The sequence below is a fragment of the Flavobacterium sp. genome (genome assembly GCF_025352425.1).
GTDB lineage: Bacteria > Bacteroidota > Bacteroidia > Flavobacteriales > Flavobacteriaceae > Flavobacterium.
The window spans coordinates 81,064-96,703 of sequence record NZ_JANXTI010000103.1 but is presented as its reverse complement, the minus strand read 5'-3'; the positions used below and the strand labels follow the sequence as shown (position 1 = coordinate 96,703).

The 15,640-nt window shown below is 36.3% G+C and carries 14 protein-coding genes and 2 tRNA genes; 4 read left to right on the top strand and 12 right to left on the bottom strand.

The genetic code is table 11. From position 1 onward, the window contains the following. Position 1 precedes the first annotated feature (1 nt). Positions 2-83: transfer RNA gene (locus tag Q0Q99_RS12830), tRNA-Leu, on the bottom strand. 135 nt (positions 84-218) lie between these two features. On the opposite strand from Q0Q99_RS12830, the gene Q0Q99_RS12825 reads away from it, so the two are divergent. Beyond that, a complete protein-coding gene (locus Q0Q99_RS12825; RefSeq protein ID WP_293896708.1) occupies positions 219-1,607 on the top strand; it encodes a dipeptidase in 1,389 nt (462 codons plus the stop codon). Between the two features lie 198 nt (positions 1,608-1,805). Further along, on the top strand, positions 1,806-2,906 hold the full coding sequence (locus Q0Q99_RS12820; protein ID WP_293896705.1) for a DUF4407 domain-containing protein: 1,101 nt from the start codon (positions 1,806-1,808) through the stop codon (positions 2,904-2,906). Between the two features lie 13 nt (positions 2,907-2,919). On the opposite strand, the gene Q0Q99_RS12815 is transcribed toward Q0Q99_RS12820, so the two are convergent. The 5 genes from Q0Q99_RS12815 to ruvC all read right to left on the bottom strand — a co-directional run bounded on the left by Q0Q99_RS12815 (position 2,920) and on the right by ruvC (position 6,222). Further along, a complete protein-coding gene (locus Q0Q99_RS12815) occupies positions 2,920-3,291 on the bottom strand; it encodes an MmcQ/YjbR family DNA-binding protein (protein WP_293896702.1) in 372 nt (123 codons plus the stop codon). Between the two features lie 4 nt (positions 3,292-3,295). Next, positions 3,296-3,697: a GNAT family N-acetyltransferase gene (locus Q0Q99_RS12810; protein WP_293896699.1), complete on the bottom strand. Its 402-nt coding sequence runs from the start codon at positions 3,695-3,697 to the stop codon at positions 3,296-3,298. After that, positions 3,694-4,443, bottom strand: a complete 750-nt coding sequence (locus tag Q0Q99_RS12805) for a cyclase family protein (RefSeq protein WP_293896696.1) — start codon at positions 4,441-4,443, stop codon at positions 3,694-3,696. The genes Q0Q99_RS12810 and Q0Q99_RS12805 overlap by 4 nt, the downstream gene beginning before the upstream one ends. Positions 4,444-4,534: 91 nt before the next feature. Further along, complete coding sequence (gene hemW / locus Q0Q99_RS12800; RefSeq protein WP_293896693.1) at positions 4,535-5,668, bottom strand: radical SAM family heme chaperone HemW; 1,134 nt, start codon at positions 5,666-5,668, stop codon at positions 4,535-4,537. Next, positions 5,668-6,222 (bottom strand): crossover junction endodeoxyribonuclease RuvC, encoded by a 555-nt coding sequence (gene ruvC / locus Q0Q99_RS12795; RefSeq protein ID WP_293896690.1) that lies wholly within the window; start codon positions 6,220-6,222, stop codon positions 5,668-5,670. Before ruvC ends, hemW begins: the two co-directional genes overlap by 1 nt. A 25-nt stretch (positions 6,223-6,247) precedes the next feature. Here ruvC and Q0Q99_RS12790 point away from each other — a divergent pair, with 25 nt between their 5' ends. Both Q0Q99_RS12790 and Q0Q99_RS12785 read left to right on the top strand, forming a co-directional pair. Further along, positions 6,248-7,171, top strand: coding sequence for a hypothetical protein (locus Q0Q99_RS12790; protein WP_293896687.1), 924 nt, complete (start codon positions 6,248-6,250; stop codon positions 7,169-7,171). After that, positions 7,162-8,295, top strand: a complete 1,134-nt coding sequence (locus tag Q0Q99_RS12785) for a glycosyltransferase (RefSeq protein WP_293896684.1) — start codon at positions 7,162-7,164, stop codon at positions 8,293-8,295. Before Q0Q99_RS12790 ends, Q0Q99_RS12785 begins: the two co-directional genes overlap by 10 nt. A 57-nt stretch (positions 8,296-8,352) precedes the next feature. Here Q0Q99_RS12785 and Q0Q99_RS12780 read toward each other — a convergent pair whose 3' ends face one another. The 6 genes from Q0Q99_RS12780 to dnaE all read right to left on the bottom strand — a co-directional run bounded on the left by Q0Q99_RS12780 (position 8,353) and on the right by dnaE (position 15,551). Then, complete coding sequence (locus tag Q0Q99_RS12780) at positions 8,353-8,829, bottom strand: hypothetical protein (protein ID WP_293896681.1); 477 nt, start codon at positions 8,827-8,829, stop codon at positions 8,353-8,355. A 4-nt stretch (positions 8,830-8,833) separates the two neighbouring features. After that, complete coding sequence (locus Q0Q99_RS12775) at positions 8,834-9,205, bottom strand: hypothetical protein (protein WP_293896677.1); 372 nt, start codon at positions 9,203-9,205, stop codon at positions 8,834-8,836. A 229-nt stretch (positions 9,206-9,434) separates the two neighbouring features. Further along, positions 9,435-9,508: transfer RNA gene (locus tag Q0Q99_RS12770), tRNA-Asp, on the bottom strand. A gap of 84 nt (positions 9,509-9,592) precedes the next feature. Next, positions 9,593-10,519, bottom strand: coding sequence for a DUF58 domain-containing protein (locus Q0Q99_RS12765; RefSeq protein ID WP_293896674.1), 927 nt, complete (start codon positions 10,517-10,519; stop codon positions 9,593-9,595). 89 nt (positions 10,520-10,608) lie between these two features. Next, positions 10,609-10,926, bottom strand: coding sequence for a thioredoxin (trxA, locus tag Q0Q99_RS12760; protein WP_133533217.1), 318 nt, complete (start codon positions 10,924-10,926; stop codon positions 10,609-10,611). Positions 10,927-11,039: 113 nt separating this feature from the next. After that, positions 11,040-15,551 (bottom strand): DNA polymerase III subunit alpha, encoded by a 4,512-nt coding sequence (dnaE, locus tag Q0Q99_RS12755; RefSeq protein ID WP_293896668.1) that lies wholly within the window; start codon positions 15,549-15,551, stop codon positions 11,040-11,042. Positions 15,552-15,640 lie beyond the last annotated feature (89 nt).

Here is a 15,640-nt window from a genome sequence, read left to right as displayed (position 1 = left end):
GTGCGGGTAATAGGACTCGAACCTACACGCCTTGCGGCACCAGATCCTAAGTCTGGCATGTCTACCAATTTCACCATACCCGCAGCACGAGCGCTAGCGAACTCGCGCCAGCAAATGTGAGTGCAAATATAAACATAACTTCAAACTTTCAAAGGAAAATATTTAAAAAAAATCAGGAGCATTTTTTTGTACTTTTGATTCTTATCAAACTGAAACCCATGGACAACATAAAAAACTACGTTCAACAAAACAAAGAACGTTTTATCAATGAACTAATCGAGTTATTAAAAATCCCTTCCGTAAGTGCAGATAGCGCTTATGCTCACGATGTGATTGCTACAGCTGATGCGGTGAAAGCGTCGCTAGAAAAAGCCGGCTGCAAGCATGTTGAAATTTGCGAAACACCTGGTTATCCAATTGTTTTTGGAGAACATATTATCGACAAAAATCTACCTACTATTTTAGTTTATGGCCATTATGATGTACAACCGCCGGACCCAATGGATTTGTGGACTTCGCCACCGTTTGAACCGATAATAAAAATCACCGACATTCATCCTGAGGGCGCCATTTTTGCGCGTGGTTCCTGCGATGACAAAGGTCAGATGTATATGCATGTCAAAGCATTTGAATATATGATTCAAAGTAATAGTCTGCCTTGCAACGTGAAATTCATGATTGAAGGTGAAGAAGAAGTTGGGTCAAAAAGCCTGAGCTGGTTTGTAGAAAAAAATCAGGAGAAATTAAGTTGTGACGTGATTTTAATTTCCGACACGGGAATGATTTCTAACCAACAGCCAAGTATAACCACCGGCTTACGTGGTTTGAGCTATGTAGAAGTAGAAGTTACTGGCCCTAATCGCGACTTACATTCCGGATTATATGGCGGAGCTGTTGCAAATCCGATTAATGTATTAACCAAAATGATTGCTTCGCTTCACGATGAAAACAATCACATTACCATTCCGGGGTTTTATGATAATGTAGAAGAACTGACTACTGCCGAAAGAGCAGAAATGGCAAAAGCACCATTCAGTTTAGACGCTTATAAAAAAGCTTTAGACATTGAAGAAGTTTATGGCGAAACCGGTTATGTAACTAACGAAAGGAATTCCATTCGTCCAACTTTAGATGTTAACGGAATTTGGGGCGGATATACTGGAGAAGGCGCAAAAACTGTGATAGCAAGCAAAGCTTATGCAAAAATATCGATGCGTTTGGTGCCAAATCAGGATTGGAATGAAATTACGAAATTATTTTCAAAACATTTTGTGAGCATTGCGCCAAAATCGGTTAAGGTCAAAGTAACACCACATCACGGCGGTCAAGGTTATGTAACGCCAATTGACAGCATTGGCTATAAAGCCGCAAATAAAGCATATACTGAAACCTTTGGTGTTCCAGCAATTCCGGTTCGTTCCGGCGGAAGTATTCCAATTGTGGCCTTATTTGAAAAAGAATTGAAATCAAAAACTATCTTAATGGGATTCGGATTGGATTCTGATGCGATCCATTCACCAAATGAACATTTCGGCATTTTTAATTACCTAAAAGGCATTGAAACGATTCCGCTGTTTTACAAGTATTTTGTGGAATTGAGTAAATAGGAATTCGCAGGATTTAATTCGTCTTGACAAACGTTTCAATTCATGCTGATCATTTGTTGAATTCATGCTGATGAATTTTTACATAAGAAAAACCCGCTCGAATTTGGTGGGTTTTTTGATTAAAATTAACACCTTATAATAAACTAAACCTTTTGGCGTTATATTTGTGTAATCATCAATCATCAAAAATAAATTATCATGTTAAAACGTTTTTTCCTCCTGTGTTCAGGTGTCGATAGTGACATCGTGAACTCCTGCTCAAACGGCGAGCAAAACAAATATGCCGGCATTGGCGCTACCGTTTTCTTTACAGCAGTTATGGCATTTATTGCCAGTAGTTATGCCCTTTACACCGTTTTCGACAATCCCTATATTGCTATTGCATTTGGAATAGTTTGGGGATTTTTAATTTTCAATCTAGACAGGTTTATTGTTTCTACAATTAAGAAAAGAGATAGTTTCCTTGATGAATTAATTCAGGCTTCACCACGGATTTTGTTGGCGATTATTATTGCTATCGTAATCTCAAAACCATTGGAAATCAAAATCTTCGAAAAGGAAATCAACACCGTTTTGCTAAAGCAGAAAAATGAAATGGCAATTGCCAATAAAAATCAGGTTGCAAATTATTTCAAATCCGATGTCGATAAAAACAAAGCCGAAATGGATAGTTTAAAATCGGGCATTGCCAAAAAAGAAAAAGAAGTAGCTGGTTTGTATCAATCCTATATTACGGAAGCAGAAGGCTCGGCGGGAACCAAAAAAATAGGGAAAGGTCCAATTTATAAAGAAAAAAGAATCGCACATGATTTGGCTTCCAAACAATTGGATTCATTGAAAATAAATAATGCTAAAATCATTGCCGATAAAGAAGCCAGAGCTAAAACATTGCAAACCGATTTAGATAAAAAAGTAACTGAAACCCAACCCATAATTGATGGTTTTGATGGCTTGATGGCACGAATCAATGCTTTAGGAAAGTTACCATCACTGCCATCATTGTTCATTATGCTGTTATTTTTAGCCATAGAAACATCGCCAATTATTGCCAAATTATTATCGCCAAAAGGTGAATTTGATTTCAAGCAGGAAGATTTAGAAATGGGAATCAAAAACGTCATTTCCCAAAATCGTTATCAAAGCGAGTTACAGAAGAAAACCGATGCCGATATTTATGACAAAGTTTATGCTGACATTCGGGACGACAAGGAATTGTACAACTACAAAAAGAAAGGCGCAACCGAATTACTCAAACTTCAGGCCGATGGTTTTGTAGAAAAACAGAAGAAATCAATGTAAAAAATAAAGGAAGCTAATCAGCTTCCTTTTCAATTTCATCACGAATTTTTTTAGTCAAACTTTTATAAACCAAATCATAAGAATGATTGATTAATTCGCACATCATTTTATCGTTAACATCAGAATGAAAATCAACTGTATTCCAATGAATTTTACTCATATGATATCCCGGATTAATTGCTTCATATCTGGCACGGAGTTCTTCTGCCCTTTCTGGATCACATTTTAAGTTTAAAGCCGGAGTTCCGTTTTCCCACTCTTTTAAAGATGTAAGGCAAAACATTTTACCGCCAACTTTAAAAACCAATGTATCTTCATCAAAAGGAAAGTGTTCGGTTACCGCTTTTTTGAAAAGACAGAATTCGTATAATTGTTGAATATTCATAATCTTATTTTATAACTTTCTCCATCATTTTTTCTGGATGTGCCAATGCAGTAAATCCGAATTTTTCATACAAAAAATGTGCGTCAGACGTAGCTAATCGCCAGATTTTCACCTGCTGTAATTGGGGTTCATTCATCATGGCTTCAATCAAAATACTAGAATAACCTTTGCCACGATGAACTTCATCAATAAAAACATCCATCAAATAAGCAAAAACTATATAGTCGGTAACAACTCTGGCAAAACCAATTTGCTCATCATTCAAATAAATTCCGAAGCAAATCGAAGCATCAATGGTTGTTTGAACTTCATCAATTGTTCGTCCCGCTGCCCAATAAATATCTTTCAAAAAGTTTTGAATAAACGGAACATTTAGTTTGTTTTTATCTGTGGAAATGGTTATCATATTTTATACAAAACAGGTTTGCTTGGTGAAGCATCATTTTCAAAAGAAGCAATTTGTATATTCAAAATATAACTTCCATCTTGAATGTTTTGATCCACAAAAATCATTTCGGTAATCGTGCAATCCAATCGTGCGTCGGCGTTAAGATTGTTGACATCTTTAACGTTCCAAAAGGCTTTGTGCGCCAATAACCGTCCTTCATCTTCTTCCCTGTCAACACTTGGCAAATCAATCAGCAAATGTTTGATACCGCTTTCGCGAATGAAAATCGCAGCTTCCTGCAGTAAGTAAGGAGGATTCGTTTTGGAATAGTTTTTATGTTTTTTGGATTCTAAGTTTGGCAATGTTCTAATGATGATAGCTTCAGGAGTTTTACAATTTAACGCTCTTTCGATTTGTGTTTTGGTAATTGCTAAATCGTTCCCAATACTTTCCGATTTAATCGAAATCAATTCGGCTGTAAAGAAAAACTGTTTCAGACATTGATTGATGCTGTAAAACTCTCGTGTAATATGTCCGAGGCATTCGGTATGTGTTCCGTGACCATGAGGATTAAAGAAAATATTATTGAAATTGGTCGAACTGCCTTCTGAAACTTTTCCAATCCAATCACCAAAGCGAACCGCTTCTATTGTTGGCTTTTCAATATACCAGGCAATCGGATTGGCATCCGTATTGGTTAACGGAAGAGAAATATCAATGGGTTTTGATAAGTCAATTTCGAAGTTTTGAATTTTTGCTATCATAAATTTAACCACGAAGGTCACTAAGTTTTACACTAAGTTCACTAAGCTTTGTGGTCATTCTGCCTTCTTAGTGTTCTTAGTGGTTAGATTATCATCCCAAATTTAGCAAAAATAAGTCGGACGCAATTCCGTCACTTAAAAACTTCCCGCTTTTGGTTGTTCGTAAAATGTTATCGTCAACAAATAGCAAATGGTCTTCGATATACTTAGCAGCTTGTTGGTTCAAATAATCCAAAAAGCTTTTGCCAAATTCCTGTTCAATTCTCTCCAAAGAAATTCCCCAAATGGTTCGCAAGCCCGTCATCACATATTCGTTGTAACGGTCTGTCAGGGTTAATGTTTCGGTTTCAGAAGGTAATTGATTTTCACCAAATGATTTTAGATAAAGCGTATTATTCGATATATTCCAGCTTCTGGATATTCCGTTATAACTGTGAGCCGACGGTCCAATGCCGATATATTTTTTATCAAGCCAATAGCTCGAATTGTTTTTGGAGAAATAATTTTCCTTTCCAAAATTAGACAGCTCATAATGAATAAATCCCTTTTCTTCAAGCTTGTCAACCAACAAATGGAAATGCTCCTGTGCCACTTCATCATCAGGCTGAGCAATAATTCCTTTTTGAATAAATGTATGCAAAGCCGTTTTTGGTTCAACCGTCAAAGCGTAACTTGAAATATGCGGCACATTGAAAGATAAGGCAGTTTCGACATTTTGCAGCCATTTATCATTTGACATTCCGGGAACTCCATATATCAAATCAATGGAAATATTATCAAAATATTGCGTGGCAATTTCAAGACATTTTCTGGCTTCCTCCGAATTGTGTGCGCGGTTCATCAGTTTCAAATCATCTTCAAAAAAAGACTGGATGCCGATGCTTAAGCGGTTAATTGGGCTATTTGATAATTCGGTTATTCGTGTTCCTGTTAAATCATCGGGATTTGCTTCTATAGTGATTTCTGGGTTGTCAATAACATTGTAGTTTGAATAAACTGCATCAATCAAAAAATTTAAATCTGCAATCTCCAATATTGAAGGTGTTCCGCCACCGAAATAAATCGTTTCAACGACCTCATCCTCAAATTCATTTTTACGCAATGCTAATTCTTTGGCTAAGGCCAAAACCATTTCATCTTTCTTCTTTAACGAAGTCGAAAAGTGAAAGTCACAATAATGACAAGCCTGCTTGCAGAAAGGGATGTGGATGTAGATGCCTGACATTATTTTTTTACCCTTTCCTCATTCTGTTTGACAAAAGCATCCCAACCAGTATAACTTTTTTCACCAACTACTTTTCCACTATTAAAAAAATGACAAACTGCCGCTGCCAATCCATCCGTGGAATCAAGGTTTTTTGGTAGTTCTTTTAAACCCAAAAGCTGTTGCAGCATTTTGGCAACTTGCTCTTTGCTTGCATTTCCGTTTCCGGTGATTGCCATTTTGATTTTCTTGGGTTCGTACTCGGTAATCGGTATTTGACGCGACAAACCCGCAGCCATTGCAACACCTTGTGCTCTTCCGAGTTTGAGCATCGACTGAACATTCTTTCCAAAGAAAGGCGCTTCAATCGCAATTTCGTCCGGATGATGCGTTTCGATTAGTTCGATTGTTCGTTCAAAAATGATTTTTAGTTTGGTATAATGGTCGTCATATTTGCTCAAAATCAATTCGTTCAATTGAATGAATTCCATTTTTTTGTTCACCACTTTTATCAAACCAAAACCCATAATCGTAGTTCCCGGGTCAATTCCTAATATGATGCGCTCGTTTGCCAAGTTTAATTTTTGTTAATTTGTAACAATGATTACAATTCCTCACAAAGCTAAACAATTCATCGTTTTTCTAGTCAAAGTTTTGATTGTAACTGCGGCTTTTTATTTCATCTACGACCAATTAGCCAATAATGACAAACTCAACTGGCAAAAATTCATAAGTTTAGTCAAAGAAAAAGCAAGTTTTGGGGGAATTCTGTTTTTACTTGCATTCAGTTTTGTCAATCGGTTTCTGGAAATCCTGAAATGGCAAAATTTGATTTCATTCTTTAAAACTATTTCCCTTGGCGAATCAACTAAGCAGGTTCTCGGGGCTTTGACTGCCGGAATTTTTACACCAAATGGACTCGGAGAATATGCCGGAAAAGCATTGTTTTTTGACAAAAAGAAAACCAAGGCAATCATTTTTCTAAATCTTGTTTGCAACGGAATTCAAATGATTCTGACCATTGTTTTTGGAACTATCGGATTATTTATTCTTGGCTATTGGAAATGGGCATTAGCAATTATTGGAGTTTCTTTTCTCTTGCTTCTTGCTTCTTTCCTCTCAAAAGAAATAAAAATTAAAGGCTATTCCATTGAAAAACTCATTCACAAAATCAATGAAATTCCGAAGCGAATCCATCAAAAGAACAATCTTCTCGCACTTGGTCGCTATTTGGTTTTTTCGCATCAATACTATTTTTTATTTCTCGCTTTTGATGTAGATTTACCTTATCTAACAATGATGGCAACCATTGCAGCCGTTTATTTTTTGGCCTCGTCATTACCAAGTTTCCAGTTTCTGGATTTTGCAGTAAAAGGAAGCATCGCCGTTTTTTTCTTTGGAAAATTTGGCGTAAATGAATGGATTGTGGTTTTTATTTCGACACTTATGTGGTTTTTGAATGTGGTTTTACCTGTCGTTATTGGAAGTTATTATGTACTTAAATTCAAACCTAAATGGGAATAATTTCAATTGCAGTGCTTGTTATTTTAGTGGTCTATGCCACTTTAATTATTCAATTAATTTTCGGATTCAACAAAGTAAAGACTTTTGACGTAACTGATTTGGCTCCGAAAACAGCGTTTACTATTGTTGTCCCTTTTCGAAATGAAGCTGCAAATCTAACAACCCTTTTAGAATCGATTTCCAATTTGGATTATCCTCATAAAATGATTGAAATTATCCTAGTCGATGATTTTTCAACAGATAATTCGGAACGTATTTGCATACAATGGCGAATGAAACATGAACATTTGGATACGACGCTTCTGGAAAACCTTCATCTTTCCGGTTCGCCAAAAAAAGATGCTATCGGTCGGGCTATGCCTATTGCAAAGCATGATTGGGTTATTACTACCGATGCCGATTGTATTGTGAATAAAAATTGGTTGTTGACATTAGACAATTACATCCAAAATCACAATCCCCAAATGGTTGTTGGCGCTGTAATGTATAAAGCCAAAAATAACTGGTTCCATCATTTTCAACAGTTGGATTTGATGAGTTTGCAAGGCGTGACTATTGGAAGTTTTGGCATTGGAAAGCCATTTATGTGTAATGGTGCCAATTTTGCCTACACCAAAAAATTCTTTAATGAAATTGGCGGTTTTGGCGGAATTAATGACAAAGCCGGTGGCGATGATGTATTCTTGCTGCAAAAAGCGGTCAATGCCAATAAGGACAAAGTGCATTATTTAAAAAACAACAACATCATTGTAAAAACCAAACCCGAAAACGATTTGTTCAAACTTTTTATGCAGCGTGTTCGCTGGGCAGGTAAATCGACTGGCTATAAAAGCACGTATGCTAAGTTTTTGGCAGTTATTGTTTTGTTGATGAACCTTAGCTTGGTTGTTAGTTGTTGGTTGTTGGTTGTTGGTAAATTCGATTGGAGAATCTTATTGAGTGCCTTTGGTGTAAAATATTTAGTAGATTATATTCTTCTTTATAAATCGAATAGTTATCTAAGAAGAGGAAAGGTTTTTGTGCCAATAGCAAGCAGTATTATTTATCCTTTCTTCTCAAGTTTAGTGGGAATTTATTCGTTGTTTGGAAACTTTAGTTGGAAAGGAAGAAAGTTTTCCAAATAGCCCCGATTGAAGCTAGCTACCATGTAGCGCGGAAAGCGGGAAATAGCTCCTGAAAATTTATTCCGATTTAATAATAACCGGAAGCACAAACTGTGTTTTTACCGGAATTCCTCTTTTAATTGCCGGATTAACTTTTGGGAAATCAACCAAGCGAACACGAAGAATACTGTCAATTTTTATAGTGTCGTACGCTACAGAATCTTTTGGAAATTGCGGTTCAAATTCTAACTCAGAATTAGGCAAAACAGTTACTTTTACTTCAATGGTATCCAATTTAGGAAACATCGTTGAAAGCGTATCAACTGCTAGTTTTTGTTGAATGGTTGCGGTTAAAAATTCGAAGAAGCATTGCTTGCGTTGGGTTGCATCGGTGAGTTTTTCACAATCGGCGACTGAGGGATATTCATCCACTTCATTCCAATTGATTTCCTTCATTTGTTTGTCTAACAATTCTTTTTCATTCGGCACTTCCTTTTCAAAGTATTGGCACGATTGAAGAAATAGCAACACTACTATTGGTAAAAGTCTTTTCAAATTGTTACTTTTTGGAATTTAAATAATCGGAATAACTTTTATTAAACCATTCTTGTTTGGTACGCTGTGCTTCTTCTTTTTGATCTTTATACAAAAGCCCAAGTTTTTCTGAATATATAGCAATTTTAATAGTATAGGTGTAAAACTCCTCTTGAGTAAGTGTCAGCGATTTGTCCTTCTGCTTTTTAAAAAATTCAAAAAATAAAGCGTCAAAATCCTTCTTATCATAGGATTGAACTTCCTTTTTATACTTTTTATAGAGTGTTTCTTTCAGTTGTGCATCTGGATCATTAGTTATTACCTTCTGTGCCAGAACGTTGTTTGTTGCAACAAAAAACAACAAGGCAAAAAGAGATATTTGTATTATTTTCTTCATATAGCTCAAAAGTAGTAAAAAAATTGAAAGTTCCTATAAGCAAAAAAGCCATCCACAATAAAGTGGAAAGCTTTTCATTGGTCTAACTACTAAACCATAGCTACGAGTTACAAAGTCGTAGCAAACAACACAACTAATTTTGAATGACTCACTTAATTTTGTGAATGCATTTCATTTGCTTTTTTGGGCAAAAAAGGTTTTCATTTCTGAAAACCTTTTCCCAATTTCGCGGTCTGGACGGGACTCGAACCCGCGACCCCATGCGTGACAGGCATGTATTCTAACCAACTGAACTACCAAACCTCTGCGTTATTGCGGTTGCAAATATACAATCGTTTTTGAAATTTGCAACTATTTTATTAAAAAATAAAATGTGTAAAAACAATTCTAACCAAACATTTGCTTCTCAACCAAATAGGTAGTCAAAATCTTCTCAAAACTTTCTTCCACAGCTACGGGAACATACTTAATTCTATTTTGAGCACAGGTCATGGCTAATGTTTTGAAGTAATCATTAACCTTTTCTTCATAGGCATCTTTGACTGTATCGGCAAAAATATTAATGGCTTCCCCTGTTTCTAAGTCGATGAACTTTCGTGGAGCATTATCAAAATTGAAATTGATTTCTGTTTTTTTATCGATAACATGAAAAACAACTACTTTGTGTTTATTGTGTTTCAAATGTTGCAAAGCATTGAAAAGTGCTTCACTATTGCCTGTTTGAAACATATCTGTAAACAAAATAATCATCGAACGACGATGCACTTTTTCTGCAATCTGATGCAAAAAAGTAACAGTGTCAGTGCCTTTTGCGTTTTTGGGGTTTTCTAAAAGTTCCTCGAGTTTATTCAAAATCATCCTATGATGACGATCGCTTCCTTTTTCGGGAGCGTAATATTCAAAAGTGTCAGAATATATACTTAGCCCAACAGCATCTCGCTGTTTTTTCAATAAATTCATTAAAACAGCCGAAGCTAAAACCGAAAAACCAATTTTGTTATGGTAAAAATCTTCGTCATTTTTTAGCTTTGGATAGTGCATAGATGAGGAGTTGTCAATAATTAAATGACAACGAAGGTTGGTTTCTTCTTCATACTTTTTGGTGTATAACCTGTCAGTCTTGGCAAATAATTTCCAATCAATGTGCTTAGTGCTTTCGCCCGCATTATAGGTTTTATGTTCAGCAAATTCAGCCGAGAAACCATGAAACGGTGATTTATGCATTCCTGAAATAAAACCTTCCACAACTTGATTGGCCAGCAATTCAAGGTGTTTAAAACCGGAAACGAGTTCTTTTTGTTCTTCAATCTTCATAACTACTTCGTCAGTTGGCCGTGCTCGTGCATGGCTCGTGTCAAATATAAACGGAAATTTCTAAACTAAATCATAAAAAATGTCAGTTATTACAAAAGTGCATCAATAGCATCTGTGTATGTTTTCTTTGGAGCTACTCCAACCTGGCGTCCAACCACTTCTCCATTTTGAAAAACCAAAACTGTCGGTATATTACGAACACCATATTTTGCAGCAAATTCCTGATTGGCATCAACATCAACCTTCCCCACTGTTGCTTTTCCTTCATATTCTGTTGCGATTTCGTCTATAACGGGCCCAACCATTCTACATGGTCCGCACCACGCTGCCCAAAAATCTACTACTACCGGTTTATCTGATTTTAATACTACTTCATCAAAAGTAGCATCAGTTATTGCTAAAGCCATATTCTAAATTTTAAATTAATGTATTTATCTATGGACAAAATTAGCCATTTTATTTTAGTTAGTTGCGTTAAAAAATCAGTTTTGACTATAAATTCATTAACAGAATTGATACTTTAGTTAAGGCTGAATTTAATTTTCATTTTCTCCAGTTCGATTAACAGTTCATTTGAAATCTTGATTTTCAGTTTTCTGCTTGGTAATGAAACTTTGGTCATAACCTGAATTTCTTCTTCAACAACGGGGATTTCAATCTCGATTTCTTGAAGGTCGTCCGCTTCAAAAGTTTCTTCGTCCGTGACAATAATTTTCGGAACTATTTCGGGAATTATTTTTGACTTATCAAATTCAACGATTTCAAAAGTTACAGTATTATCGCCTTTGTTTGATTGGAAAACAGCATTTAATTGCTCGATAGCGCTTTTATGCAATTCGTTAATATCCATTTGAATACTCAATTTTTTGGCAAACTGAGGAATCACATCCTGCAATTGTTTTACATCGACAAATTGTATTCTTGGATCTGATTTTTTTCCTGTTTCCCTATTTACCCAACCATCCTTTATGCCTACTTTAAAATAGATGAATTGATTGTTGACCAAAAAATGCCGGTATTTTAAATACTCTTCATCAAAAATCCGAAACTCGTGGTTTTCGTCATAACCTTCCAGAGTGAACATAGCCCAATCTTTTCCGTTTTTCGCTGTTCTGTATTGAACATTAGTCACAATCCCCGCAAAGGTTAGTGTTTTTCCAATATAATTTCCAAGATTTTTCAAATTCTCGAGCTTACTGTTACAGAAATATTTCATTTCAAAACGGTAATCGTCTAACGGATGACCCGAAATATAAATTCCAACTACTTCTTTTTCTTTGGCTAATTTTTCCATCGTACTCCATTCATCGCATGGTGGAACAATAGGTTCTGCAATCTGAACTTCGCTGGCATCTCCAAATAAACTTACCTGTGACGAATTTTCATTCTCCTGAAATTTGGAACCATAACGTACTGCTTTTTCAAGAAACGTAACCCCTTCGCCTTCAATGTGGAAATATTGCGCACGATGTGTATTTTGAAAACAATCAAATCCACCAGCAAGTGCCAGACTTTCGAATGCTTTTTTATTGGCAGCACGCAAATCAATCTTCTTTGCTAAATCAAATATTGATTTATAAGGTTCATCTTTTCTGCTTTGAACAATCGTATCCACAGCATTGGCTCCAACACCTTTGACTGCTCCCATTCCGAAACGAACGGCATAGTTATCGTTTACCGTAAATTTATAAAACGATTCGTTGACATCAGGACCAAGAACTTCCAATCCCATTCGCTTGCATTCTTCCATAAAGAACGAAACCTGCTTGATGTCACTCATGTTATTGGATAAAACCGCCGCCATGTATTCCGCCGGATAATTGGCTTTTAAATAGGCCGTTTGATACGCAATCCAAGCATAGCAAGTCGAGTGTGATTTATTGAAGGCATATTCGGCAAATGCTTCCCAGTCTTTCCATATTTTTTCCAACTTTTCGGCTGAATGTCCTTTGGCTTCTGCTTGTGAGATAAATTTTGGTTTCATTTTATCCAAAACATCTTTCTGCTTTTTTCCCATTGCCTTACGCAAAACATCGGCATCTCCTTTTGAGAAATCGGCCAACTTTTGAGACAAAAGCATTACCTGTTCTTGGTAAACAGTAATCCCGTAAGTTTCTTTCAGCAATTCCTCGCATGCTTCAATATCGTAAGTGATATCTTCTTCTCCATTTTTTCGTTTGATAAAACTTGGGATATAAGCAATTGGCCCGGGACGATACAACGCATTCATGGCAATTAAATCTCCAAAAACTGTTGGCTTCAATTCCTTCATATACTTTTGCATTCCGGCACTTTCATACTGGAAAATCCCAACTGTTTCACCACGTTGAAAAAGCTCATAGGTCTTAACATCGTCAATCGGAAATTCATCTGGATTTAAATCTTTTCCTGTTCTATATTTTACCAGTTTTACAGTATCTTTTATTAACGTTAGAGTCTTCAATCCCAAGAAATCCATCTTTAATAATCCGGCGCTTTCTACGACAGAGTTATCAAATTGGGTAACATACAAATCCGAATCTTTTGCAGTTGCTACAGGAACAAAATTGGTAATATCGCTTGGCGTGATGATAACTCCGCATGCGTGAATTCCAGTGTTTCTTAGGTTTCCTTCCAGAAATTTTGCCTGGTTTATAGTATCGGAACATAAATTCCCTACTTTGGAAAGTGAAATTAATTCTTTTACTCTGTCAAACTCTTCCGGTCGTAATACCTTTTTAATTGTTGCTTCATCTTCGGATAAGAGTCGGGCCAAATTCCATTTTGAAGGCATTAATCCCGGAATTAATTTAGCAACTTTATCAGCTTCAAAAAGTGGTAAATCCATAACTCTCGCAGTGTCACGAATACTCGATTTGGTTGCCATCGTTCCGTAAGTAATGATTTGCGCCACTTGTTTGGAACCGTATTTCTGAATTACATAATCCATTACTTTGCTACGTCCTTCATCATCAAAATCGATATCAATATCGGGAAGTGAAACCCTGTCCGGATTTAGGAATCGCTCAAAAAGCAGATTGTACATCAGCGGATCGATGTTGGTAATTCCGAGACAATAAGCCACAACCGAACCCGCAGCTGAACCACGGCCAGGTCCAACAGAAACATCCATTCTTCTGGCTTCAGCAATGAAATCCTGAACGATTAGGAAATAACCCGGATAGCCTGAATTTTCAATCGTTAATAACTCAAAGTCGATACGCTGCTGAATTTCTAGAGTGATTTCTGGGTATCTTTTTTTAGCGCCTTCATAAGTTAAATGATGTAAGTATTTATTTTCGCCACGTTTGCCTTTATCTGCTTCATCTTCGGCAATTAAAAATTCACTGGGAATATCAAATTTGGGCAATAAAACATCACGGGACAAATCGTATATTTCAATTTTATTGACGATTTCTTCCGTATTGGTAATCGCTTCAGGTAAATCATGAAAGACCTTTTTCATTTCTTCAGCCGACTTGAAATAATATTCCTGATTGGCTAAACCGTATCGAAAGCCTCGGCCTCGGCCAATTGGAGTAGATTGTTTTTCACCATCACGAACACACAATAGAATATCATGGGCATTTGAATCTTCTTTATTGATATAAAAAACATTATTTGTGGCAACCGTTTTCACCTTATGCTTTTTTGCCAAAGTTATTAACGAATCGTTCACGCGGTTTTCATCTTCCTGATTATGGCGCGTTAATTCGAGGTAGAAATCATCTTTAAATTCCTGTTTCCACCAGAGCAAGGCTTCTTCGGCTTGGTTTTCACCAATGTTTAAAATTTTGCTCGGAATTTCGCCATATAAATTTCCTGACAACACAATGAGATCTTCTTTGTATTCCTGAATGGCTTTTCTGTCAATCCTTGGGACATAATAAAATCCTTCGGTATAAGCAATGGAAGATAATTTCGCCAGATTATGATAGCCTTTTTTGGTTTTGGCTAAGAAGACGATTTGGTAGCCATTGTCTTTTCTGGACTTGTCTTTTAAATCATCACAGACGTAAAACTCACAACCTACAATAGGTTTGATAATAGTTTCTGTTGGATTTTCTCCGTTTTCGGCGGCTAACTTATTTTTGGCCTGAGCGGATTTATTATGGTATAAAATATCACGTACAAAATGGAACGCTCCCATCAAATTCGCGTGATCAGTCATGGCAACCGCAGGCATTTTATTTTCAACCGCTGCTTTTACCAAATCCGCTACACTAATTGTGGATTGTAATACTGAAAATTGTGTGTGATTGTGCAAGTGAACAAAATCAACATCCGCTAAGGTGTGATGAACTTGTTTCTCTTTCTGGTCAGGAGTAACTTCTTCTTTCTTTTGAAACTGTTTGCGGATTTCTTCGGAAGCCTGTTTAAGATTGATGTGTTTCAATCCGATAAGCTGAATTTCCTGAGGATTGTTTTTATTAAATCGATCGAAATAATCAGCGGCAACATCTAATTCTTCTTTGGTGAAAACCTGTCGCTTTATCAATTCTAAAAAACAACGTGTCGTTGCTTCCACATCGGCAGTAGCGTTATGCGCATCCGAGAATGGAACCCCAAAAAGATACTGATGTAATTCGGTTAAGGTTGGTAATTTGAATTTTCCGCCACGACCACCAGGCAATCTCAAAAGCGACGCGGTAACTTCGGTACAAGTATCCAGAATAGGCATTGAACCCATTGTTGATTGCATTCCCATTCTGTGAAATTCGCAACCAATAATATTTACATCAAAGCCAACATTTTGTCCAACAATAAATTTAGATTTCGATAAAGCTATATTGAATTTTTCGAGAACTTCCTGTAATCCTATTCCATTCGCTTCGGCTAATTCCGTGGAAATTCCATGTATTCTTTCAGCATCAAAAGGAATATTAAAGCCTTCAGGTTTTACTAAATAATCCTGATGTTCAATAAGATTTCCCAACTCGTCATGCAATTGCCAGGCAATCTGAATGCATCTAGGCCAATTGCCAGTATCTGTAATTGGCGCTGACCAATTTCTTGGCAATCCCGTTGTTTCGGTATCGAAAATTAAATACATATTGAGGTTAGGATTTTGAAAAGTAATGTTTCAAAAATACATTTTAGCGACCAAGAAATCAATTTTAGTTATCAACAAAAATAAAAAAG